Annotated in this window: 18 protein-coding genes and 2 CRISPR repeat arrays (1 of these 20 only partly in view); of the genes, 5 read left to right on the forward strand and 13 right to left on the reverse strand. The window is 24.9% G+C overall.

The window, feature by feature from the left end; genetic code table 11:
* Positions 1–11: 11 nt before the first annotated feature.
* Positions 12–1931: a protein argonaute gene (gene ago / locus MARPI_RS01985; RefSeq protein ID WP_014295921.1), complete on the forward strand. Its 1920-nt coding sequence runs from the start codon at positions 12–14 to the stop codon at positions 1929–1931.
* A gap of 94 nt (positions 1932–2025) precedes the next feature.
* Here the strand turns inward: ago and MARPI_RS11065 are convergent, their stop codons facing one another.
* From MARPI_RS11065 to cmr1, 10 genes are all read right to left on the reverse strand, one after another.
* Positions 2026–2181, reverse strand: coding sequence for a hypothetical protein (locus MARPI_RS11065; protein ID WP_156865381.1), 156 nt, complete (start codon positions 2179–2181; stop codon positions 2026–2028).
* 260 nt (positions 2182–2441) lie between these two features.
* Complete coding sequence (locus MARPI_RS01990; protein WP_014295922.1) at positions 2442–4133, reverse strand: STIV orfB116 family protein; 1692 nt, start codon at positions 4131–4133, stop codon at positions 2442–2444.
* Between the two features lie 10 nt (positions 4134–4143).
* On the reverse strand, positions 4144–5280 hold the full coding sequence (locus MARPI_RS01995) for a CRISPR-associated protein (protein ID WP_014295923.1): 1137 nt from the start codon (positions 5278–5280) through the stop codon (positions 4144–4146).
* Positions 5273–6094, reverse strand: a complete 822-nt coding sequence (cas6, locus tag MARPI_RS02000) for a CRISPR-associated endoribonuclease Cas6 (protein WP_014295924.1) — start codon at positions 6092–6094, stop codon at positions 5273–5275. The genes MARPI_RS01995 and cas6 overlap by 8 nt, the downstream gene beginning before the upstream one ends.
* Positions 6081–6833: a type III-B CRISPR module RAMP protein Cmr6 gene (gene cmr6 / locus MARPI_RS02005; RefSeq protein WP_014295925.1), complete on the reverse strand. Its 753-nt coding sequence runs from the start codon at positions 6831–6833 to the stop codon at positions 6081–6083. Before cmr6 ends, cas6 begins: the two co-directional genes overlap by 14 nt.
* A gap of 2 nt (positions 6834–6835) precedes the next feature.
* A complete protein-coding gene (gene cmr5, locus MARPI_RS02010; protein ID WP_014295926.1) occupies positions 6836–7189 on the reverse strand; it encodes a type III-B CRISPR module-associated protein Cmr5 in 354 nt (117 codons plus the stop codon).
* A 9-nt stretch (positions 7190–7198) separates the two neighbouring features.
* Positions 7199–8026, reverse strand: coding sequence for a type III-B CRISPR module RAMP protein Cmr4 (cmr4, locus tag MARPI_RS02015; RefSeq protein WP_014295927.1), 828 nt, complete (start codon positions 8024–8026; stop codon positions 7199–7201).
* Positions 8027–8039: 13 nt separating this feature from the next.
* On the reverse strand, positions 8040–9017 hold the full coding sequence (gene cmr3, locus MARPI_RS02020) for a type III-B CRISPR module-associated protein Cmr3 (protein WP_014295928.1): 978 nt from the start codon (positions 9015–9017) through the stop codon (positions 8040–8042).
* Complete coding sequence (cas10, locus tag MARPI_RS02025; protein WP_014295929.1) at positions 9004–11364, reverse strand: type III-B CRISPR-associated protein Cas10/Cmr2; 2361 nt, start codon at positions 11362–11364, stop codon at positions 9004–9006. The genes cmr3 and cas10 overlap by 14 nt, the downstream gene beginning before the upstream one ends.
* Positions 11361–12614: a type III-B CRISPR module RAMP protein Cmr1 gene (cmr1, locus tag MARPI_RS10595; RefSeq protein ID WP_014295930.1), complete on the reverse strand. Its 1254-nt coding sequence runs from the start codon at positions 12612–12614 to the stop codon at positions 11361–11363. The genes cas10 and cmr1 overlap by 4 nt, the downstream gene beginning before the upstream one ends.
* Positions 12615–13388: 774 nt before the next feature.
* Positions 13389–13810: a CRISPR direct-repeat array (repeat unit 36 nt; unit sequence ATCCGAATATCACTACTCTCTGAAAGAGATAGAAAC).
* A 63-nt stretch (positions 13811–13873) separates the two neighbouring features.
* Here cmr1 and MARPI_RS02035 point away from each other — a divergent pair.
* A complete protein-coding gene (locus MARPI_RS02035; protein ID WP_014295931.1) occupies positions 13874–15541 on the forward strand; it encodes an AAA family ATPase in 1668 nt (555 codons plus the stop codon).
* A 32-nt stretch (positions 15542–15573) separates the two neighbouring features.
* On the opposite strand, the gene MARPI_RS02040 is transcribed toward MARPI_RS02035, so the two are convergent.
* The 3 genes from MARPI_RS02040 to MARPI_RS10600 are packed head-to-tail and all read right to left on the reverse strand — an operon-like array spanning position 15574 to position 20974.
* Complete coding sequence (locus MARPI_RS02040) at positions 15574–17766, reverse strand: DUF4230 domain-containing protein (protein ID WP_014295932.1); 2193 nt, start codon at positions 17764–17766, stop codon at positions 15574–15576.
* Positions 17763–18629 (reverse strand): hypothetical protein, encoded by an 867-nt coding sequence (locus MARPI_RS02045; protein ID WP_014295933.1) that lies wholly within the window; start codon positions 18627–18629, stop codon positions 17763–17765. The genes MARPI_RS02040 and MARPI_RS02045 overlap by 4 nt, the downstream gene beginning before the upstream one ends.
* 20 nt (positions 18630–18649) lie before the next feature.
* A complete protein-coding gene (locus MARPI_RS10600) occupies positions 18650–20974 on the reverse strand; it encodes a S1C family serine protease (RefSeq protein WP_014295934.1) in 2325 nt (774 codons plus the stop codon).
* A 131-nt stretch (positions 20975–21105) separates the two neighbouring features.
* Between MARPI_RS10600 and MARPI_RS02055 the strand changes: the two genes are divergently transcribed.
* Genes MARPI_RS02055 through MARPI_RS02065 form a run of 3 tightly spaced genes read left to right on the forward strand, consistent with a single transcriptional unit; the run spans position 21106 to position 23891 of the window.
* Positions 21106–22455, forward strand: a complete 1350-nt coding sequence (locus tag MARPI_RS02055; RefSeq protein WP_014295935.1) for a hypothetical protein — start codon at positions 21106–21108, stop codon at positions 22453–22455.
* Between the two features lie 11 nt (positions 22456–22466).
* Entirely contained in the window at positions 22467–23351 is an 885-nt protein-coding gene (locus MARPI_RS02060; RefSeq protein WP_014295936.1) for a hypothetical protein, read from the forward strand.
* Between the two features lie 27 nt (positions 23352–23378).
* Positions 23379–23891 carry a YkvA family protein gene (locus tag MARPI_RS02065; RefSeq protein ID WP_014295937.1) on the forward strand — a complete coding sequence of 171 codons (513 nt, stop codon included), beginning with the start codon at positions 23379–23381 and terminating at the stop codon, positions 23889–23891.
* 623 nt (positions 23892–24514) lie between these two features.
* Positions 24515–25088: a CRISPR direct-repeat array (repeat unit 36 nt) (it continues 839 nt past the right edge of the window).

The following is a 25088-nucleotide window of genomic DNA, read 5'->3' on the forward strand; positions in this document are numbered from 1 at the left end:
GGGGAAGGGGCATGTATTTAAATTTGTATAAAATTGACATTCCTAAAAAAATTAAACGACTTTACTTCTACAACCCTGACATGGAACCTAAATTATTTGCCAGAAATCTTTCAAGAGTGAATAATTTTAAATTCCAGGATTCAAACGACCTTGTCTGGATTGAAATACCTGATATTGATTTTCAAATTACACCAAAAAACGTTTTTCAGTATAAAGTTGAAAAAGAAGAGATAATTAAGGAAGAAGAAGATAAAAAATTATTTGTAAAGACACTATACAAATACATAAAAAAACTTTTTCTTGACAATGATTTTTATTTTAAAAAAGGAAATAATTTTATTTCAAATTCAGAAGTGTTTTCTTTAGATTCAAATGAAAATGTAAATGCACACTTAACTTATAAAATAAAAATACATAATATTTCCAATGAGTATTATTTATCAATACTACCTAAGTTTACTTTCCTTTCAAAAGAACCTGCATTAGAATCAGCCATAAAAAGCGGATATTTATATAATATAAAATCTGGAAAAAGTTTTCCATATATTTCAGGCTTGGATGGAATTTTAAAAATAGATATTGGAAATAACCAAATAGTAGAAGTTGCTTATCCAGAGAATTACCTTTTTAATTTTACAACTCGTGATGCAGAAAAATACGGTTTTTCAAAAGAAGTACACGAAATATATAAAAATAAAGTATTTGAAGGATTTAAAAAAATACCAAAAACATTAGGATTCTTAAATAAAATTACTAATCTTAATGAAAATTATCAATTGAAAGATGGATATAAAATATTTATAAATGTTATATATAAATTTAAAAATGGCGAATCTCGTTATGCTAAAGATGTTTTCAAATATTCTTTCTATAAAAACGAACAACCTCTTAAGGCAATATTCTTCTTTTCTTCAAAAAAACAGTTTTTTGAAGTTCAAAAATCTTTAAAAGAATTATTCCATAACAAACATTCAGTTTTTTATCGTGCAGCAGCAGAACTTGGATTTTCAAAGGTTGAGTTTTTAAGAGATTCTAAAACTAAAAGCTCAGCATTTTTATATAATCCTGAAGAATTTACAGTAAAAAATACAGAGTTTATAAATCAAATAGAAGATAATGTAATGGCTATAGTTTTGCTTGATAAATATATAGGAAATATAGATCCACTTGTAAGAAATTTTCCAGATAATCTAATTCTTCAACCTATATTAAAAGAAAAATTAGAAGATATAAAACCGTTTATCATAAAAAGTTATGTTTATAAAATGGGAAATTTTATTCCAGAATGTAAACCATTTATATTGAAGAAAATGGAAGATAAGGAGAAAAATTTATATATAGGAATAGATTTAAGTCACGATACCTATGCAAGAAAAACAAATCTTTGTATTGCGGCAGTTGATAATACTGGAGATATATTGTATATAGGAAAACATAAAAATCTGGAATTAAATGAAAAAATGAATCTGGATATTTTAGAAAAAGAATATATTAAGGCATTTGAAAAATATATTGAAAAATTTAATGTTTCGCCTGAAAATGTATTTATTTTAAGGGACGGAAGATTTATAGAAGATATTGAAATAATCAAGAATTTTATTTCTTATAATGATACGAAATATACTCTGGTTGAAGTTAACAAAAATACAAATATTAATTCATATGATGATCTGAAAGAATGGATTATAAAGCTTGACGAAAATACATATATCTATTATCCTAAAACCTTTTTAAATCAAAAAGGAGTTGAAGTAAAAATTCTTGAAAATAATACGGATTATACAATTGAAGAGATAATTGAACAAATATATTTACTAACGAGAGTTGCTCATTCCACACCATATACAAATTATAAGCTTCCATATCCTTTGCATATAGCAAATAAAGTAGCTTTAACTGATTATGAGTGGAAATTATATATACCTTATTAAAATAACCCCTGATTTTCAGGGGTTATTTTAATAAGGGTAACGTAATTGGTTTTATTCCGACTTTTGCTGTATTTCTTCTATACTATCTTTATTTTTATAATAGATTCAGGGCTTCTATAAATTTGCCTTTTTTCTTTTCATCTTTTACAATTTCATCTAAAAAATGATGAAGAGCTTCTTTTTTAAAGTGAATTTCTCTGAATTTTTCGTCTTCTAAAAGTTCTTGCATTAAATCTTTATAACTTTTCATTTTATTGTCTTAATAGATTTCTTTAAAGACCATATACTCATTTTATCATACTCTTTATGCTATCATATATGATAACTAATATCAAGCAACTTTTTTGTAAATTTATAATTTGTCGTTTAATCAAATAAATCCCTATACATTCTAAATCACAGAACATATAGGGATTTTGAATAATAAAATTTATTGATAAATTTTGTAGTTTATTTTATATTTCTTTCCAACCATTCGTATCGTAATTTTCATACACAATTCTCTAATTTTTAAAATTTTCTTTTTATATAATAGTATCCAATTAAATTGTTTTCTTCCATATAGTCCATTTCTTCCTTTGTATAGATTTTTCCTTCTTCAGGCCTTTTTTCTAATTTTATTACAATAGCCTCTTCCCCAGGAGCAAAATAAATTTCTTTTCTTTCCAGAGGAATATCCAAATCAAACTGTTCTTTTATAAAATGTTTTATTGAATCGTGACCTATTGCAGAGTCCAAAGTCTGTTCATTCAGAGCGTTTTTTAAAAAATTATAAAACTTTTCTTTTGTAATTTTTTCTATATCAAAGTTTCCTGTTTCACTATCTTTTGAAAGTGGAATTATTATGGAATTTAGTAAGTAAACTTTTCTCTTTAAGGTAGCTTCTTTTTTCTCAAATAACTCTATATTATTTGATAATTCTTCAATTTCTCTTACATACGACAACAATAATTTTTTTAAGTTCTCTTTTTTGAAGTCATCAGTGCCTCTTCCGGCATGTGCAATTTTATTTCTTGTGTCTATAATATTTTTAGTTAGTTTATCCAATCTTTCTGCAATTTCATTTCTTTTTAAAGAATCTTCCCAAAATATTCTTTCTCTTTTTTCTTTATCATCATAGTATAATATTTGCCCTTTTGCTAATAGATGTAAATCAATTAAAAGTTCTCTAATCTGAATCATTGCTTCTGAATACATTTCCCATTTTAATAATAATTTTATGAAATTTGCCATAAATATAATTTTTTCCCTGGTTAATGTATTATCATTTTTTATTGAATCGATATTATAAAATAAATCTTCCACGATAATTTTTCTAAGAGTGGCCAAAAAATAATTAATAGGTTCTATGAAAAATAACTTTTCTGTGCTTTTTGAACAATTTCTAAATTCTATAATGCTATTATCCAAAATTTCCTTTATTTTTAGTATAGAATTTATAATTTTTTCAGGTGATGCTGGAATTTTTATAATATTATTAAAATTAGATAACTCAGTAGAAAGAGAAGAAAATTTCAATTTATTCACATTACATAATTTATTTGTTGCAACTAATTTCTGGATATTTCTTAAAGCTTTTTCTATTCTTTTTGTAATTCCATATTCTTTAAATTCCTCCAAAGCAAGGGTTAAGTTTGAAAGTTCTAATGTCGATGAAATATTAAGAATCGGTACTTCTGGAGGTTTGTTTTTAAATTCCTTTCTTATATCATAAGCACCATAATATAATATAATATTTTTTTCTTCAAAATCCTGCTGTAAATTTTTTAAATAAAAAATTACTCCAGTGGTAAAGGTTGATATATGCCTAAGACCATGAGTTAAATCAAAAATAATTTCTTTTTCCGAAAATTCACTTATTGACTTTTTTATAATTGAAATTATTTCTTCGAGTTCATTATAATTCCTTCCTTCTGGAATATTTTCAAAGGTTACACTTATTCCTTTTTGATGCAGATTATTTATTTCATTATTTATATTTTGACCATGTTCGCTATTAGGATTTTCCAGAAAATTTTCTTTAACTTCTTTTGTTATAAAGAATTTTATTTCAACATCATTTCCTCTTTCTTTTTCTAAATATGCATTAGCTAAAGGGCTTAAATAACTTTTAGCTTTTTTGTTTTCAGCTTCTAATCTATAATATAATGATTCATTATATCTTCCTTTTCCAAGAAAAGATAATAATAATATTTTTTCCATAAATTACCTCCTATATAAGTTCTAATAGATTTTTGCATTTATAGTCTTGATATTTTTGCATTATTTTCTCATATTCTCTTTCATATTTATCATGATCTAACCATATATAGTATAAATTTAATTTATTTTCATCTGTATCCCAAACAGCTCTAAAAATATTTCCGGTAATTGATTTATATAAATAAGGTTTATTAAATCTTTTTCCTTCCCAGGATTTGTTATGCATTAATTCTCCTTTATAAGAATTGTTATTACTTTTAAATAATTTTATTTTTCGTATAAGCTCAAAAATTTGAGTTTTTACAAATTTTCTTTTATCATTATCAAGTTTATCCCACATTTCTTTTAATTCATCTGAAATAAATATTTCAGTTGTAAGAATATTTTTAAATAAAAATAATCCAAAGGCATTTAAAACAACTACTCCATCAATGGTATCAAAAAAGTATGTATGATTATCAATAAACTCTTGTTCCATTTTTGATAAAGAATTATATTTAATTTCTGATTCCTGAATTTCTTTTATTAAGTATAAATAATCTATAGATTCTTCAATATCAAACTTTATAGGGATTGGAGGAACTTCCTGAAATACAGAACCTTCTTCATATAAATATCCCATTTTATAACCATAAAATGAACCAGCTACATATCCTAAATAAGACATAACTTTATATCCAGGTGTTGGCGAGAAAAAGGTGTTATAAATATTTCCTTTTTGTAATTCAGTTACAAGAATATCCATAAATTCACCATATTGTTTATTTAATTTTATTCTATCATTTATATCAAAATCTACACCTTTTAAAATCACATTTGCATTAAAATCTTTTCTAAATATATATTCATTTAATTTTGCAGAGATAATACCTTCTTTAGTGTTTGTATGAATAATGGATATATCAGGATTATTTGCTAATTTATTCATTTCTTTTAAAGTATGTACTAAAGAATATTCAACACTAACTTTTTTAGGATCACTTTTTGAGTTTTGAAAGGCGACTTTTACTTTTTCTATCCATTTTTCAACATCTTCACTTTTTAAATTTTTAACGTGTTCGATATTATTATCTTCAATAAATTTTCCTAATAAATTAAATTTGCCTAAAATTGATTTTCCCCCTGTAAGAACAATATTACTATACATTAACTGGTTCCTCCCTTCGTGTTTGACCTAATCCCATGGTGGTTTTATACCCCACTCCGGCATAAAATGCAAAATCAGATAAAATATTTGCTGTCTTTTTTAATTCATAATTATCTTCAGGAATTTCAAAAACTACATTACCTGTAAATCCCTGTAAATAAAAATTTGGAAAATATATGTATTTTAAATGAGTTTTTCTTTGAATTATTTTAATAGTATTAAATTTTTCTTTTACTTTTTCATTGAGTTTATAAGGACTATATTTATTGAATTTTATTAATAAGCTATTAAATATTTTTTCCGGATCCGGATATCTTAAATGTTTGTCTCCAGTTTTAAACAGTGTCGGAGTAATAAAAATAAGAGAAATTTTATTATCATAATTTTCTTTTAGCAAATCATCAATAGTTAATAAATTAGCCCATTTACTGTGTTCCTTATCAAAAATTATCCTGATTATTGAAAATGAAATATCTTCAATATTTATTTTTTCTTTGAAAATTTTATTTTTAAATATTTTTGTTGTAAATAAGATAAAAATTTTTTCTTCTAAAAATGTCATTCTTATATAATATCTTTTTCCTTTTAAAATAGTTACTGGCTCATCAATTTTTTTCCCAAGAAAAGAGGAAACTGTAAAAGGTTTATAATTTTTGTCTTCATGGAGTTTATAAGAAATTTCTTTATCAACATCTTTTAATATATTAAAAAAAAGGCCATGTATCTTTTTACCAGGAAAAGTGGGGATAACCCCACTTTCTAATGCTTTTAATTCTATGACTATACTATAAAAAATAGTATCACCTTCTATCAAAATTACTTAATTCTTGAATTTTAAATCTTCCATATCCCATAGAAGTTTTTGCACCAATTCCAAAATATTCTAAAAAGTATTTAAAATGAATGTTTATAATATTTATAACTTCATTGGAATCTGCAGAAATTAATAAATCTATTCTAAAAGTTCCATTAGAAACATTTAAATAATTCAATGGAATGGGATTATATACATCATTTGGAGGTTGATTATTCATATAATATTCCTGAAAATGTGGTGTTTGATAGTCAATATTTAATTTTATAGTATTAATAGGTATTGCATCTAAAAAATCAATATATCCTTTTTTCTCAGCATTTCCAAAAACTACATCTATAATACTTTTTAAATCATTATTTGATTCGATATATTTTCTAAAAGCTCCCTTTATTGACGTACCTGGAATTATTGGAAGTCCATAATTTCTACTCCAATAAAATCCTATTTCATCTATTGAAGGAATTCCTGCTCCTATTAAAAATGGTGTTTTATTTTTTACTATATAAGTTTTAACGTTATAATGTTTTTTTATTTTATTTATCATTTGAATTCTTATATTTTTTATAATCTCTATATTCTTTTTTATTATATTTTTATCCAAATTTATTAATATATCTTTATAATCATCTTTTATTTTTTTTAGATCTTCTGGATTTGCTTCATGGTATACAAATTTATCATAATACAAACTCGCGTTTTTTAAATTTTCTGGTTTATAATTGGTATAATACTTCAAGTTTATTCACCACCTGTTTGAATAAATATATCAACATATCTCCTATACCAATTTGTAAATTCTAACACTTTTTCCTGTATAGTAGAAAGTTCTTCTGTATTTTCAAGAAATGTAAGCAAATCCTCTCCCTTAAACAACCCTTTTTCTTTAAGATATTGTTCAATATCATTAAATACAGCTTTATGATGATCTTTGTTTTTTGCTTTTAAAAATACAAGGGTTCCATATAACCCGTTTTGTATTATCATTGAACCAAGCCCTTTTATCAAAGATCTATAATCATCTTTATATTTTTTATTTATTTTCTGAATAACAAATTTTTTTGCTAATAATTTTGTGCTGTTTTCTCTTTTCACATTTTCACCTCACATTAATTTTATATATGAAAAACCTTTTCCAACAGAGGCCTTTCCACCAATATTTATGTATTCTTTATCTAAATTCTTTTCTACTTCGTTAAGCAATTCTTCGCTATTTTTTAGCGATTTTATTAAAAAGAACATTACAGTGTCTTGGGGTAAATATTCTTCATACCATAATGCACCTTCTGCTACTGTACCAGTATCAGGATTTATTCTAATTCTTGGTAATACTTCTGTAGCGTTTCTAACAAAAAAAGAGAAATCTTCATCTTTTAATACAATAACATTTTCTTCTAATACTTTTTGTAAATATTCATCAGGAGATACTTTTTTTAATTCTTTCATTAGTTCTTTTAATTCGTTAGATTCTTCGGTTTCTATAGCATATTCTTCCACATTAACAACAGTACTTTTAAATGTTGAATATTCTTTTTTATTTTTTATTGTTTTGAGAAATTTATTTATTTTTGACGCCATTTCAGTATTCCCTGAAATTTCAAAAGCGGTTTTTAATCTGGATAATACCATTGGACATGTTATCCATACTAAACCTCTATTTATACTTCTTAATGGGAAAAATAATATTTTGGCTTCTGAGAAAGTTATATTACCTGGTTTTGATTCTTTATTGTTATTACCTGGTTTAGAACCAAATATTTCTTCTTCTTTATTGAAAGATAATTCATTTCTTATTGCTCCTTTTATTCCTGCTATTATTGGGAATCCAGTATGTACCTCCCTTTGTATTGGTTGATCTACAACTCCAACATCCATTCCTTTACCTGCATGAATTTGTGTTACTGCATATAAAAATCCAACTTTTCCACTCAAGTTAATAACCCCCTTAAATTTTTATTTCAATATATTTTCCAAAATTATATTCATCATATTTATCAGTAAAATTTATTTTATAATTTTCTTTTTCAAAATCACCTTTTATTACATAAACACTTCCCGAAGGAACCACTTTAAATTGTTCACCAGGATGATTATTTTTAAGATCCCAGTATCCAATTGTTTCAGGTTTATAATTGGCAATAGCTATAATATTACTATCAAATATAGGTTTTACTCCATCTTCAAAGTATGCTGGAGTTAGTAACAATAAACCTTTTTGAGTATCAATTATTGGGTCAAAGATAGAAGTTTCTATCTCTTTTATTTCAATTTTTGCCATTTTTCCTTTTGTACCAAGAGTAATTATTTCAATTTCATTTAATATATTTAATTCATCTCGCTCTATAAAAAAAGCAAATCCTGCATCGTCTATAAATCTAAAATATGAATATGAATATAGCATACCCTCCATTGCTTTTCTATTTTCAAGAGCAATTCCTATTTTTTCTTCTTTAAAATATATCTCAGAATTATCATTGGAAATTTTTAAATTTCCTTTTTTTAGTTCTTCTAATTCATTTAATGAAATATACGTTTTTTCAGGCTCTTTTAAATTTCTCATACTCTTATATTTTATCCCATATAATTCTTTACCGTTTAAATTAAAAGTAAATGTTTCATCTATTTCGCCTTTATAAAATTCTTTTGTGATATCATTTTGTTTTATTATTGCAGGCATTCTAAAGTATATGTTACTTTCACTATCGGTTAAAAATGGACCTATAATTTTCAGTTTTTTATCTTTTATTATTTGTTCTATTTCTTCCTGGGTTAAATTTTTCTTTCTCATATATGCTGTCATTATTGCACCATAAAATGTTTTTGGATTAGGAAATATTGTTTCCTCAGCGTGAGAAAAAGTTTTTGATTTTCTAAAACCAACCCAATCCACTGGTTTAATAAACAATGTTTTAATTTTTTTCATATATATTCTCCCTTCTTGCATATTCTATATTTTCAAGGGTATTGAAATATTCCATTAATTTATTTCCAGTAAGGAATCTTTCATTAAGTGTAATTAATTTTACAAATGAATTTTTTAATTTATCTTTTTTTATTTCCATTCTTTTTTCAAGAAATGGTATAATATTATTTTTAAAATCTTCAATGGTTAAAATTTCGTTTCCAAATTCATCAAAACAATAATTTATATATTCAGATTTTAAACGTAAAATTATATTTTTAATGGATTTTTCTTTTTCAAAATCTTTTATAAATTCTAAACCTTTTAAAAGAATATCAAATCTATTCAATTCCCAAAAACTTTTTGATATATTTATTTGTCCGCTTCTTCTTATTGTAGCTATTGCAAAACTATCTTTTTTTCTACCACTTTTTTCTTCATTAGATTTAGCAAGTTTTTCCATTTCTCGAGCCTTGTTAAGTGCAAGTTTTAAATTAAAATTATGTTTCGATATAACAATTCCAGCACTCATTGTTGCCTGTTTTCCCATCATATTAAATACAGGATATTCCAGATTTTTTTCTTTTTTATAGCACCAGCCATTTTTGAATACATATTCTCCAACTTTTTCTTCACCAATTCCAGAATAAACTTTTCTCAATTTATTAGCAGCATCAAAAACTTTATTAGAAGGGAAAAGAGCTAGCACATCATCTCCGCCAGCATATATTAATAATCCATCAAATTCTTCCACCACTTTTGGTACAAAATTTGAAAAATTATTTAAAGTTCTACTAATCATCCTCTGATATGATGGAGTTACAAGATTTATATTTTCCAATAGTTTTGTGTATTCTTTGTCTTCTCTTTCTAATTCTTTTATAACTTTTGAATGTAGTCTTTTTTTAAATGATGGAGCTAATGTTCCCGATATCCATTTTCCCATATTATCTCCATCCATCAATAATACTGCAAGTTTATATTTTCCTGCTATTTCTTCAGTTGATTTTACATATTTTAATTTTTCATAAGCTTCTTTGTATCCAATTTCATTTAGATATTCAACAAATAATCTCTTTATTGCTGAAAGTGCCGATAATCTTTCCTTTTTTTCATCTTTGTCTATGATTTCGATTACTGCTTTATTTGCTCCGCTTAAATCGTCCCCATTTACAACATCATCTTCAAATAGTTGAATAAAATCACGTGTAGTTTTTCTTAGAGAACTTTTTATACCCAATAATTCACTATACATTCCATAAAAAGCTATATCTTTCATTTGATATGTTGATTCAAGTTGTTTCATTTTTTGATATAATTTTTTAATATTTTCATCTTCTGTATAAATATAATGTTTTTCAATATATTTTTCAATGTTATTAATTTCTTGATCAACTGTAATTATTATTGGGAATTGAGAAATTTGTTTATCCCAGTTTTTGAATGCTTCAAGTTTTTGAAAAATTGTTTCTTTATATTTTTTTTCTGATTGAATTAAATCTTCAATATATATTTTTATAAATTGACTTATATTTGACATTTCATCTTTTATTGCTTTTTTGATTTTGCTCTTTATTTTTTCTAGATCTTTTGTTGGAACAATGGCAGTGAAAATATTAGGAAGTGAAGCAACGCCAGGATCAGCAGATGTTTCAACGAATATACCGATTTTTTCGAATTCTTTTTTCACAAAATAATTGCCTCTCATGTATGGGAATATTACATTGTCATATCCATACTCTTCACCTATTACTTTTATTCCTTGGAAGGTTAAATAGGATAACATATAACTTCCAACTTTTAAATCTATAGTTTTTCTTGCAGCCGCTATGAACTCTTGAACAGGTCCTATAGATACTAATAATAAAGACATTTTATTGCTAACACTCATTGCAGAAGCACTATCAAGATGATCAATTATCGAATGACTTGGGATTCTTGTATCTCCAGGTAACATAAATGATAATTCAGTTTGTTCTGGAAGTTCCCACCATGTTTTATAATATGTTTTTTTGAAATCTTCTAATTTTTCTAATTTATCAGTTATTTTTTCCGAATTAAGTTTATCAATTTTTTGTTTAAAATCATTTTTAAAATAATCTTCTAATTTTTCACCATTTAATGGATGTAAATATTCTGGATAATGGTATATATTTATGCTGATTCTTTTACTGAAATGTTCTTTTTCTTTTGGAAATAATATTCTATCTGCAGCACTTGAAAGATAATCGGGATTTTTATAATCATCTTTTAAATATGTTCCCAATTTATTTAATCTTCTATTTGCAATATTTTCATGTTTTTCAAGATTTAACGCTTTTTCTATCGGATCATGCAAAAGCGCTATAATTTTTTTCTCCCAATTCACTTTTTCTCCCCCTTATTCGTTAATTTTTTTTCAACTTCCTTTTTAAATATATCCATTGCTTGATTATATATTTCAAAACTTTCTGGACTCTCAGTTATTAATTTATTTCTTCTTCCTTCGAAATATATTTTGTTATTTAAAGAAATTTTACTTGTTATCATTAATATTCTTACATAATATTCATTTTTTTCATTTAAATGAAACGAGAAGAAAAATGGTGAAGCTTTTCTTTCACCGTTTGTTAAAGTGTATTCATTACCTTTATAATTACGCAATTTTTTAGAGGTAATATTATATTTATAATTTATAGGTAATCCCATTAATGCCTGATAAAAAATAATATTACTTTCAATTGTATTTTTTGAAGATGCTTCAACTTCTCTTAAAGCATTTGTAAAAGAATCAGTGTTATTCAAAGTTCTTAGTTTCTTTTTAACTTTTATATAAACTCCTTTTTTAGATTCTTGCATTTCAGTTGCATAGAGTTTTTTATAGATATCAGAAAAATTCTTGATTGGAGATTTTTTTGTCGAAACGACTCTATAAGTTTTGGGATCTGATAATAATACAGGAAATTCAGGTATATCTAAAAATTCTGTTTGAGAATACTTGAAATGAGTATCGGATATAGAGCTAAAATATCGTTTCAAATTTTCATCTAATTCATTTAAAATATTTTTTACACTGTTTTTAATTTCTGATGAATTTTCTTTATTCGTTTTTATTAACTCTATTTTAAAGCTTCCAAAACCTTTTCTTGTTTTTGCACCAAACCCGCTTACTAAAGAAATTAAGTTCATTAAATTTATTATGATATTTAATAATTTATCTGGTTGCTTTTTTATGATAAAAGTTATATTTAATTTTGATTTTTCTTTTAAAAATTCTCTCTCTTCTACACCATAAATTCCATAAATGTAATTTATTTTTCTGTTTCTTTTATTTATTCTTGCAAAAGTAAAATAATCGTGATTGTTTGTAATATTAGTAGGCGATATTAAATCAACTATCACATCAAAACTTGATTTTCTTTCTGTTGAACCAAATATTAATTCTTCTGCTTTTTTTAATCCTATATATGGTTTTCTTTCACCGTTATAATAATGAATATCTATTACTCTTGGAACAACAGCTCTAAACCAGAATCTCATTACTCCTCTTACGCTTTGCGGAGTTAAAGAAAATGTTTTTCCGTCTCTACTTGCAAACATGGGCGATGTTGTAAGTAACTCAAATTCTAGAATGTTCATTTTTTCCCTCCTATTTATTAAAAATTAACATCTTCAACCAATCAATGATATATTAATAATATAAATATATTCTAATTAATCTTGAATTAAATTATACATTTCTATTTTAACACATCACAAAATTAATTTCAAGAAAATATAAGACCCCTGAAATTAATTGTAAAGGTTAAAGTAGAAAAGAATAAAAAGTGTGTATATGGTAAAACAAATTGACCCCTCTAAGGAAGAAAAAGCTTATGATGAGTAGTAAAATAGAAATATAACTCGTCGAAAGGAGAATGGGGGATGAAAATAATAATGGAAGCATATGAGATTATTACAATGCACAAGGAAATATAAGCAATAATAAAGAATGGATAAAAAAAACAGCAATACTCGGAAATAAGAAATTTATAAATAAACTAAATATAAAAGAAAAACAAAAGAAAGATATTCGCAAAAATAACAAAACTATAAAATACGCATAAATAAACTAAAACATATCTATGAGGTTCGCAGAGGTTTATAATTTTGTAACACTTTTCAAAAATCACTTGACAAAAGGATTTTAGAATGTTATAATAGAAATAGTTCGTATACGGACCTAAATCCAAAAACACAAAATCTCTGAAAGCGGCTTAAACAAAGGAAAACTGAAAAACAGGTACGAATATAGATAAAAAGCAGATTATAGAGATTTTATTCGAAAAAATGCTGAAAATTTCAAAATTAAAAAACAGGTTCGAAAAATCACCTTCTAAAAAACGCTAATAATAACCATTCTAGAAACCAGCTATCCGAATATCACTACTCTCTGAAAGAGATAGAAACTTTTTCGTCAAAACTCCCATCATATAAACTATTAATTGATTCATCCGAATATCACTACTCTCTGAAAGAGATAGAAACTGGTAATCTTCTGGGATGACAACGTCATCCCATATAAAAATATCCGAATATCACTACTCTCTGAAAGAGATAGAAACACCTCACTGATTTGAAACTTTTTATCAAAACTTCCATCGTAATCCGAATATCACTACTCTCTGAAAGAGATAGAAACGGACGTGTAATCCCCTCGTTAAAATACTTTTCTACTTCTTTATCCGAATATCACTACTCTCTGAAAGAGATAGAAACTCCGATAAATCTTTTCTAATTGTATTCTGTAATTTTTTATTATCCGAATATCACCACTCTCTAAAAGAGACAAAAAACTCCTGCATTGAAAAATGCAGGAGTTTTTGTATATGGTATAATAACACCATGGGGGTGAAAAAATGAAGGAATTAAAAAGTCTTCCTCTGGGAGAAAGCAACTTTAAAACCATAATGGAAAACAATATGTATTTCATAGATAAAAGTATGCTCATAAAGGATATATTATCAGCTGGAAGAGTAATATTAATCACTCGACCAAGGAGATTTGGAAAAACATTAAATATGAGCATGTTAGAACATTTCTTTTCAATGAAAAAAAACAGTGAGAGTTTATTTAAAGATTTAAAAATCTGGAATGAAAAGAAAATAATAGAAAAGTATTTAAACAAGTATCCTGTTATATTTATTAGTTTTAAAGGCTTAAAAAAGAAAAAATATGAAGATATGAAAAACGGAATAAGAGAGTTAATATCAAAATTATACACAAAGTATGTATATCTACTTAATACTGATAAAATAACACAATGGGATAAAAAAAGAATTATAGGTATATTAGATAAAACTGCAGAAGACGCTGTTTTCGAAGATGGAATAAAAAATCTAACAGAATATTTATATATATATCATGGTAAAAAGGTAATATTATTAATAGACGAATACGATACACCGATACAACAATCATATCTAAATGGATATTATGATGAGCTAATAGATTTTATAGGAAATATACTTGGAAATGCATTAAAAGATAATGAGTATTTAGAAAAAGCTGTATTAACAGGAATAACAAGAGTGGCAAAAGAGAGTATATTTACAGGAGTAAATAACCTCCAAATTTCAACTGTATTAAGCAGATTATTTAATGACAAATTCGGAATGACAAAAGAAGAATTACATGAAGCTTTGAAATATTATGGAATGGAATACGAAGAAGAAAAGATAATAGAATGGTATAATGGATTTAATTTTGGAGGATTTGAAATATACAATCCATATTCAATAATGAATTTAATCTTTGAAAAGGAAATAAAGAATTACTGGATAAACACCAGCGGGAATAAGTTAATAAAAGATTTAATAGCCAAAGGAAGTGCAGAAATAAAATCAAAGATTTATGATTTAATAGAAGGTGAAACAGTAACAACAACAATAAATGAAAATTTGGTATATGGAGATTTAAATGTCAATGTAGAAGAAAGCGTATGGACACTCTTTTTATTTACAGGATACTTAACCTGGATAGACAAAATAGGGGAAGGAAACAGTGCAGAATACAGACTAAAAATAACAAACAAAGAAGCTCTTGATTTCTTTAAAAAAACAGTGGTTAACATATTAGAGGATTCAGGTTTTAAATACAAAACACTGTTAAAAGATTTAATAGAGGAAAATTATGAAGAATTCAAAGAAAATTTTAAAGAATTAGTAGAAAATACAATAAGTTATTTTGATGTAAGTGGAAAAGAACCAGAAAGGTTTTATCATGGACTTATATTGGGACTGAGTGTGGGATTACAAAAGGAATATATAATAAAAAGCAATAGAGAATCAGGATATGGAAGAGCGGATTTAATATTAATTCCAAAAAAGAGAAGCAATCCAGGGATAATATTTGAATTTAAAAAATACTATAAAAAAGATGGAGATTTAAAAAGTAGCGCAGAAAAAGGAATGAAACAAATAGAAGAAAAGAATTATGAAACGGAAATAAAAAGCCATGGAATAGAAAGAATAATAAAAGTTGCTATTGCTTTTGATAAAAAAGAGGTTGAGATTGTAATTAAATAAAAAAGGCTCCTCGTTTTGAAGAGCCTTTTTGTTTATAATACAAACACATTAACCTTATTTCTGAGAATAAATCGAATAAGATACTTGAGATTTTCGCATATTTCTTCTGTTAGATTGTTTGATTCAGTATCATTTAAAACATCCAATATAGCTTTAATAGAAGCGTTTTTATGTTCCAATTTTTCTGGTAATTCAGAATATTCAATAAATTTCTGATATTTTAGTTTAAATCCATCTCCAAATATTTTCTTTGATGTTTCAAAAAGAAGCAAACCATTTTTTCCAAATACAAATACTGTATATACTTTAAATGCATTTTTTGGAAGGTTAAAAGCATTTCGAGTTAATACAATAATAAAGTTATTCTTAAAGAATTTTTTGGAATTTACATCACTAAAAAAGTAATATTCATCATCAAAATTATCTTTAATTAAAGATTTGAAATTTTCCTTTTCTTTTTCAGAAAACTTTTCATACATTTCAACAAAGGCATTTGCTAATGAATCTGAATCAAGAATAATGTTATTATATTTATCCTTAACCTGAAAATCATAATAAATGTCAGAAAGATAAAAGTCTGGATCGTTAAAATCCTTAATTCTAACTAATTTCTTATCTTTATCATAATAGAGATAATGCTCTAATTTCTGATTTTTTACAATATTAAGATAAATTCTTTTTAGATATTCTTTTCGTTCTATATCGGAATTAATAATATTATTCCATACATTTGAATAATAAATTCCTTCATTGATTATTTCTCTTTTATATTTTTCTATTTCATCATTTTTTAGATAGTTTTTATAGTTAATCATCAAATAAGTCATCACTTTATCTTTTAATAAACTTATTTTTTCATTTATATTCCAATTATAATATTCCTGCATAAGATAAGGCTCAAAAGCATTTTCTATATTTTCATTTTTTTCAAACCATGTTTTTAAATCATCTATTAATTCAATTATACGTTTATCCTTATTATTTATGTAATAATATGCTTTGGCTAATAATTTCAAATTATAATCGTTTATATTTTCTGAAGTATCTATATTTTTCTCTATCAATTTTTCAAGGTTAATAAATAAATTTCCATATTCACTATAAACATCTCTTTGCAAGGAAAGAATATTTTCTCCTAAGTTTTCGAGCGTATTTATTTTTTCTTCATCTATCGCAATCTGACTTTTGTATAAATAATTTATAAAATCCTTATATTTTCCAACTTCTGTATAATTTTTATTTTGACTATTTCTATATGCAAACATGTAATAAATAAAATCTGATGTATACTTTTTAAAATCCTCTTCATTCTGAGTATTAAATTTGAAATTTATTAAATCTCCACCATTTAATATGAATCCAATTAAGGTATTTTTATTTCGATTGATTTTAAAGGAATAATTATAATCAAAAGGATTATCTGGGTTTACCAGTTTATAACATAATTCCCCTTTAAACTTAGATTCCACATCATTAAAAAATGTTTTATGATCCTTTTTATATTCTTGTGAAAAATTAAAAGTAAATTTAATTTCTGGATCTTCTTTATTTAAAAACTCTGCAAAATATTTGCCATTTTCATCAGAAAACTTGTATTTTCTATATAACTCATTAGTTAATTTAAAATACGCTTGAAAACGTTCGGCATTAATTTTTGTAAAGTTATTATCAGGTTCGGAAAATTTCAAATCATATTCTTCAGGAACAAACTTTTTCAAATATTCTTTTAACGCTTTTTCTGTTTTTTCATAAATTCCTTTATTTATTGCAATATCCCTTGAATACATCTTAAATCCTTCTTTTATATTGTCTTTATAATAAGAAGAATCTATTTTTATTTGATCAGTTACAATAATAGGTTTTTTATCAAAAGATTCACCATAATAGAAAATTTCAGGACTTGGAAAATAAATTACTCCTTTTGAATAAACTTTTTCTTCTGATTTTATCTTATTCAAATCTATCCCTGCTTCAACAGTATATGGATATATAGCGACATAATAATTATTATTTTCATCCTTTGCTATAAACAGAAAATCCATATTATATGAGAATACTCTTAATTGGGCTAAATCTCTTATAGCTTCAATATTCAGACTTGGAATTTGTACTGAAACTTCTTTAGATTTAGCAAAAAAATTAGAAATTATATTATATCTCGAAACCAAAAAGGCTATTCCTATTATTAATGCTAGAGTTAGTATTCTAATTATCATTTTCTTCATTGTATCACTTCCAATAAACTATTATCCCATACAACCTCAACATTTTCATCTTGAATTGAATATAGTGGTTTTACAGCTTTTAAGAATTCCGATTTATAGTATTCTATAATATCTTTTTTAAATTCATTATCATTCCCGTATAAAAACTCAAGAGCTATTAAATCCTTTGCTTTTGCTTTTATCTCTTCGTCTAATCCAAGTGAAAGATCATTAACTGTATTTGAGCTTTGAGAAGAAGATTTTTCTAATTTTCTAACAAAATGCTTCGTTAAAAGATATCCTCCAACAGCTCCACCTAATGTTCCAACAATATTTATAGCTTTAAAATTCTTTAAAATAGAAATATTTGTTAATTTGCTACCAATCCAGGCTCCCAAAACTGTTCCTACTACTGGTGAAAATTTTTCTGTAATATCCATCAAATTACTATTATTACTTTTTACTTCAATTGGAAATGTATCAATTTCTTTTGAATTTTCTATTTCAACATCAATTTTCAACATATCTTTTTGTGGAATAGAAATATACACTATTTCCTTACCTGTTACCGAATCACTTTCGATTCTCTTTTTTAAATCTTCTACATTAAACTTTATTTCTGCTCTACCTTTAATATAATAAACTCTTGCCTTGTTTTGATTATTGTCTTTATACACAATATAATTATTAAATTGAATTTCTTTAAACACAATATATTCTATATTGTCAAAATAACTTTTCTTGGGAGCTGACACTTCATTTTCAACGGGAAAGAAATAATTAAAAATAAAAACAAATAATATAAAAATCCCTATATAAAACAGGATTACAGCAAATCTTTTTAACATTCCATTTTTCTTTTTAACTTTGTCCTGCTCGTCCATAAAATCCCTCCTGTTTTTTATCAATAATTATAATATTTACTAAATTTATTCTTTAACGTTTTAAAAAGCCAATCATTTGGTAATCTGGAATCATAAAATAATTTAATAAAATTATCTTTTTTTATTTCATAATATAGATCATTTGCAGAAATAGCAAAATTTAAGCCTTCGGTAATATTTTTATCCCCCCCCAAAGAATTGATTCCTATTACATTTCCATACTTATCAATAAGAGGACCTCCAGAATTCCCATGATTTATTGCAGCATCTGTTTGAATTAATTCAAAAAATTTGTTATTGTTTATATTATAAAATTCATTAATCCTTGCAAATCTTAGTGCTGATATAATACCTTGAGTAAATGTAAAATCTAATCCTTCTGGATTTCCTAAAGCATAAACCTTTGTTCCAATAGTATGAGAATATAATCCTAAAGGCAATACCGGATATGTGTTATCAAGATAAAATTTAGATATGCTTAAAATCGCTATATCTTTAAATGTAGTATTTATAAAAACTTCTTCTGGAGAAACAGTTTCGCCATTAAAAAAAGTTATGGAAAGTCCGTAATAAGATATATCTTTCGTTATATCTTCACCTATTGTGGAAACAACATGTGCATTTGTTGCAATATAATAGTAAAAATCATCTTCAGCAATTATAAAACCGCTACCTGAACCTTCCAATTCTTCATAAGAAGAATAAACATAATTATTTATTCTTACAACACTCTCCATTTTCTTTGCAATCTCTTCTGGAGAAATAATTTCTTCTCCTCTTTCTGCTATTAATAATTTATTTTTTAAATCATGTTTTTTAAAAGTTTGTATATAGTCAATAAAATTATTGTTGTTTGACATATATGTTTTGTATGCCTCAAAAATCTCAGTTCCATCTTTTTCTATATATTGTAAAATAGTATTTTCAGAACTACATAATAAAGCATAAATGTTATCATTATAAGGTATATAACCTTCCAATAAATAAAAACCATTATATTCATATGTATCAATTATTTCAAACTTCTCATCTTTATATTTTAATTTAGTTAAAAATGTTTTTTCATTGTCAAAATCATATTGTGTTAAAACAATAAACCAACCATTTTTCCAATAAATATATGGTCTTGAAATAATTGGAAATTTTAAAATCTTTTTTGAAATTATTTTTTCATCAGACGACAGCATATATATTTCCTTATTATATGTAATTAACGTCAATAAATCTCCAGTAAAATTAAAGTCATAAACAACATTCCCTGAAACTAACGGATACTTATAATTACCTTTATTGGGAAGTTCACTATAAGATATATAATAAGACTTTGTTGTAGGATCATATTCTATATAATTGATAGTAAAATTTTTATCTACAAAAACGCCTTCTGGATAATAATCATTATCTACATCTGCGTAATAAACTGTTGAAATTGGTGCAAAAATATCCTCTTCATCTTGATACCAATAATCAAAATCTATTTTTATCAAATTACCATTATCCAATATTTTAATATAATTATCTTCAAAAAACACCACTTCAATTTTCCCATCCTGATTAAGGTCTGAAAATGTAGGAGGGAGTTTATGAGACTTTTTTTCAGCATAATATCTATTTATTATATTTCCTTCATAATCCAATTGGTATATATATTTTTCAGTTTGGATAAACAAATTATCAGAAAAATCAAATTCATCCCTATAAATAACACCTGAAATTATATAATCAGGTTTTGTAACAATATTGGTTTTATAAACATAAGAAATATTACTATTATTCCTTAAGAGATGTAATGTAGCTACATCCTCAGAATAATTTTCAAGATATTTTGCCATATCGGAATAATTATATAGATATTCATCGTTAATTTTTATGATAATATCGTTCTTTCTTGCATTTAATTTATTCTCTTTAATAATAAAATCATTGTCAAAATCATTGGTTATCTCAATATCTTTATATTCAAATGACTTTTTCCATTCAACACTGATTTTTTCAGAATCTGATACATAAAAAGAAATTAATGTATTATCATAATATGCATAATATGTACTAAAATATCCTGGATAAAAACACTCACCAGAAACTATTGAAACGGGAGAATACGTCTTAAAAACATCAAGAATTTCCAAATTTTCTTTATCTAATAAATATATTCCCGCATCATTATAATCTTTATCCGGAGTTCCTGGAGAAGCTAAAATAATATAATTATTTGTAACTATAGGCGCATAATAAAAAAGTTCATCTCTATCTTCCATTGAAATATTAAGTATTTTTATATCCCCAAAAGAAAAAATACTAAAAATTAATAATACTATAAAAAGTAGAAAAAATGATTTTTTCATAAAACCAGCTCCTTTTTAATGAATTTTGAAATAATAATTGATTTTTCAAAATATTCTTGTTATAATTATAATACAAAAACTTTAATTATAATAACAAAAAGAGTTTCGATTAAATAAATTGAGGGGAAAATATGGATGAAAAAATTATATTTAGTATATTAAATCACGAAAATGATATAATATATAAAAAGTATTTAAATAATGAATTTTTATTTGGAGAAAGTATAGAAACAACTATTACTCCTCTTCATGCAGCAATTATTTCAGATAACATAGAAGTTATAAAACTCATGGAAAAAAGCGGATATAATATAGTTTATGCTCTTTTAAACAATAATGATATTTTAAATCCATATATTTTAGCTAAACGCTTAGACCGAGAAGAAATAGTAGAATATTTTGATGAAATATTAGAACAAAATTTAAATACGGATTTAAAAAATACAGAAAATTTTAAATATATAGAAATTGAAAAAGTATTTGAAGATATATTAAAAGATGCTGAGAATAAACAGAAAATACAGGAATTCTTAGAAAAATTTTTAAAACATCCCAAAAATTTATTATTAGAAACAAATATAGCAAAAAGAATTTTTTGTGAAATACCTAATGAAGAACTAGTTTTTTTTATAAAAAAAATTATAGATGTTTTAACCGATGAGTATTGCTCTATGTTTTTATATGAATTTTTGGATCCAAAATGTAAATTAGCTTCTGTATATGCATTAATAAGGATTAAAGAGAGCCAGAATATAGCTGTTTATTATAATGAAAAATATATAAACAGATTAATAGACATTTATGATATTTTTATGCTGAATGATGACGAAGATAAAATTACATATCTTGAAACTATAAACAGATTTTATATTGAAGAATTATCTGAAGATATAAAAGATTTATTTTTTGAAACACAAAATGATAAATTAAAATATATTACATACAAAATATTATTAAAATATGAATTAGAAGAATTATTTGAAATAACAAAGGAAGCAATGAAATCAAATTATTTACCTTTAAAAGAACTGGCAACACTAATATGTATATTAAAATATGAAAATAATTGTAAAAAACAGGACAATATTAAATTTGAAAATTTAAGGGAAGAAGATTATATTGCTATTTCATTATTTGATACTCCATATGTGGAGGATATAATATATAAAAAATTTTCAACTTTTTCATATGATACAAAATTAAATATAATTCATAATCTGATCATTATAAGCTCAAAAAGAAGATATAACATGTTATTGGATATATATAAATTTGAAAAAAATCCTGAGATAAAAGCTGAAATCATTTATCAATTCATTATCAGAGAAATATACACACCTGAAATATTAAAAGTATTTATAGAAGATTTTATAAAGAATCTAGATGAATATAATTCGTATGATGATAATGAAGATTTTAATATATTTAGTGCCTTAGGGCATTATTTTGCAAATATTTTGATGAAAAAAGAATTGTTTTAGGAGGATAATGTATGAAAAAAATTCTTTTATTTTTTTTGTTATCATTTTTAACTGTTTTTGTTTATGCGCAAATTCTTCTTTCAACAGAAGGTAAAAAAATTCTTGAAGAAGAATTAAATCGTTTTAATATAGAAGTTATTAATGAAATAGATAATACAACTGAGAAAATATACAATAAAATTGCAGATTATGAAAAATATTCAAAAATTTTTGTGGAGGATATTACCGATCTCGGAAGCACTTCAAAATCTATTTATTATATGTCAAAAGATTCTCTTCTAAAACTAATAAAAAGAAATTCTAATAGCTATGAAAATTATATAAAAAAAATGTTTGAACATCATTTTTTCAATGAAGAAAAAATTAAAAAAATAATAGTAGACGAGATAAATATTTTCAACATAAAAATCAATGAAAAATTATATACTTTTATAGAAAATTTAGATAAAAAACTAAGTATGGAAGATAAAAAAATACTTGAAAATGATGATGATTTTAAATCTTTTGTAAATGCTTTTGATGTAAATGGAATTTTCAAAAACAATAATGAAATTTTTTCTGAACAAATAATAAATCTAGTTTCAACTCATCAAAATTCCATATTAAAAAAAAAGTTATTCTCTGCAACATTAAAATCAGGAAGTATTGTTGGCTCATTCTGGATTAGTCTTAGTACCCAAAACCCTATCTTTGTAGCAACAAGTATATTTTACACTATTATCCTCACTTTAAACAGTGAAAAAAACAATATTAAAAAGGAAGAGTTAGCTGTAGAAATTTCTTCGCAAATAGAAAAATATGCAGATAATATTTCAAATATTGTCAAAAAATTATTAAGCCAAACAATAGATACTGAAATAAATAAAATTAAAAAATCCTTTAATCTTCTATACTGAAATAAAAAATTTAAAAGGAGTGTACTTATGCCAAATAATAATTTCAAAGACTTTGAAAATGAAGTAAATAGTTATGAAAATAAAGTTGAAATAGAGTCTGATTCATTTTACAAAAAATTAAGAAATAAAATTAAAAAATGGGCTGGGAAGAATAAAGATAATAAAATCCTTGAATATATATTGCTTGCGCCAGATTTATTTTATTTTTTTCTTACCGTTTTAAAAGATAAAGATGTATATGTTGACTATAAGCTAAAAATTACTGGATATCTTGCATATTTTATTTCTCCAATAGATATTATGCCTGAAATGGTTTTGGGACCAGCTGGATATTTAGATGATGTATTAATGGGATTATTATTCCTCAGAACTCTTTTAAAGGAATTGCCATATGAGTATGTAGAAGAAAAATGGCCGGGTGATAAAGAAGTTTTAAAAAATGTCTCGGTAATGATTGATAATATTCAAGCTATTATTGATAGTAAAATTTTTAGAAGTGTGATGTCATATTTTTCCAAAAATATAGAGAAGAAAAAATAAGACTTTTTGTATACTCTCCTTCAAAATAGAGGGAGAGTATTGTATATGGTAAAATAAATCGCCCCCTCTAAGGAAGAAAAAGCTTATGATGAGTAGTAAAATAGAAATATAACTCGTCGAAAGGAGAATGGGGGATGAAAACAATAATGGAAGCATATGAGATTATTACAATGTACAAGGGAATATAAGCAATAATAAAGAATGGATAAAAAAAACAGCAATATTCGGAAATAAGAAATTTATAAATAAACTAAATATAAAAGAAAAACAAAAGAAAGATATCCGCAAAAATAACAAAACCATAAAATACGCATAAATAAACTAAAACATATCTATGAGGTTCGCAGAGGTTTATGATTTTGTAATACTTTTCAAAAATCACTTGACAAAAGGATTTTAGAATGTTATAATAAAAATAGTTCGTATACGGACCTAAATCCAAAAACACAAAATCTCTGAAAGCGGCTTAAACAAAGAAAAACTGAAAAACAGGTACGAATATAGATAAAAAGCCGATTATAGAGATTTTATTCGAAAAAATGCTGAAAATTTCAAAATTAAAAAACAGGTTCGAAAAATCACCTTCTAAAAAACGCTAATAATAACCATTCTAGAAACCAGCTATCCGAATATAACTACTCTCTGAAAGAGATAGAAACATAAATAAACTATCTCGTAATTTTTATTGTCTGAAAGTATATCCGAATATAACTACTCTCTGAAAGAGATAGAAACTTTAGCTGAATAATAATAATTCTTTTCAATGTTGCAAATCCGAATATAACTACTCTCTGAAAGAGATAGAAACACAAATAGAAAATTTTTCATCGAATGAACCATCGTAGAGGCTATCCGAATATAACTACTCTCTGAAAGAGATAGAAACAAATACCTCTAAAACCTTTTTTATTTACTTTTTTTATTAAATCCGAATATAACTACTCTCTGAAAGAGATAGAAACGAGGTCATCGAAATACTCGGACTCTATGTCTCCAATAGAGGAATCCGAATATAACTACTCTCTGAAAGAGATAGAAACTCTTCTTCTTTTTCTACCCACCCGAATATTCTAAGGTGGGCATCCGAATATAACTACTCTCTGAAAGAGATAGAAACTTCACCTCCTCTGGAGTTGGCTTTCTATATTCAATGATTCCATCCGAATATAACTACTCTCTGAAAGAGATAGAAACTTC

The organism is Marinitoga piezophila KA3 (genome assembly GCF_000255135.1).
Lineage (GTDB): Bacteria > Thermotogota > Thermotogae > Petrotogales > Petrotogaceae > Marinitoga > Marinitoga piezophila.

Excerpts from the sequence above, each read along its gene's own strand:
- cmr3 (WP_014295928.1), bottom strand. The coding sequence starts at position 9,017 with ATGAAAAAAATTAAAACATTGTTTATTAAACCAGTGGATTGGGTTGGT.
- MARPI_RS02065 (WP_014295937.1), top strand. The coding sequence starts at position 23,379 with ATGCCAAATAATAATTTCAAAGACTTTGAAAATGAAGTAAATAGTTAT.
- MARPI_RS02035 (WP_014295931.1), top strand. The coding sequence starts at position 13,874 with ATGAAGGAATTAAAAAGTCTTCCTCTGGGAGAAAGCAACTTTAAAACC.
- MARPI_RS02055 (WP_014295935.1), top strand. The coding sequence starts at position 21,106 with ATGGATGAAAAAATTATATTTAGTATATTAAATCACGAAAATGATATA.
- MARPI_RS02060 (WP_014295936.1), top strand. The coding sequence starts at position 22,467 with ATGAAAAAAATTCTTTTATTTTTTTTGTTATCATTTTTAACTGTTTTT.
- MARPI_RS01990 (WP_014295922.1), bottom strand. The coding sequence starts at position 4,133 with ATGGAAAAAATATTATTATTATCTTTTCTTGGAAAAGGAAGATATAAT.
- MARPI_RS02040 (WP_014295932.1), bottom strand. The coding sequence starts at position 17,766 with ATGAAGAAAATGATAATTAGAATACTAACTCTAGCATTAATAATAGGA.
- MARPI_RS02045 (WP_014295933.1), bottom strand. The coding sequence starts at position 18,629 with ATGGACGAGCAGGACAAAGTTAAAAAGAAAAATGGAATGTTAAAAAGA.
- MARPI_RS10600 (WP_014295934.1), bottom strand. The coding sequence starts at position 20,974 with ATGAAAAAATCATTTTTTCTACTTTTTATAGTATTATTAATTTTTAGT.
- ago (WP_014295921.1), top strand. The coding sequence starts at position 12 with ATGTATTTAAATTTGTATAAAATTGACATTCCTAAAAAAATTAAACGA.
- cmr1 (WP_014295930.1), bottom strand. The coding sequence starts at position 12,614 with ATGAACATTCTAGAATTTGAGTTACTTACAACATCGCCCATGTTTGCA.
- MARPI_RS11065 (WP_156865381.1), bottom strand. The coding sequence starts at position 2,181 with ATGAAAAGTTATAAAGATTTAATGCAAGAACTTTTAGAAGACGAAAAA.
- MARPI_RS01995 (WP_014295923.1), bottom strand. The coding sequence starts at position 5,280 with ATGTATAGTAATATTGTTCTTACAGGGGGAAAATCAATTTTAGGCAAA.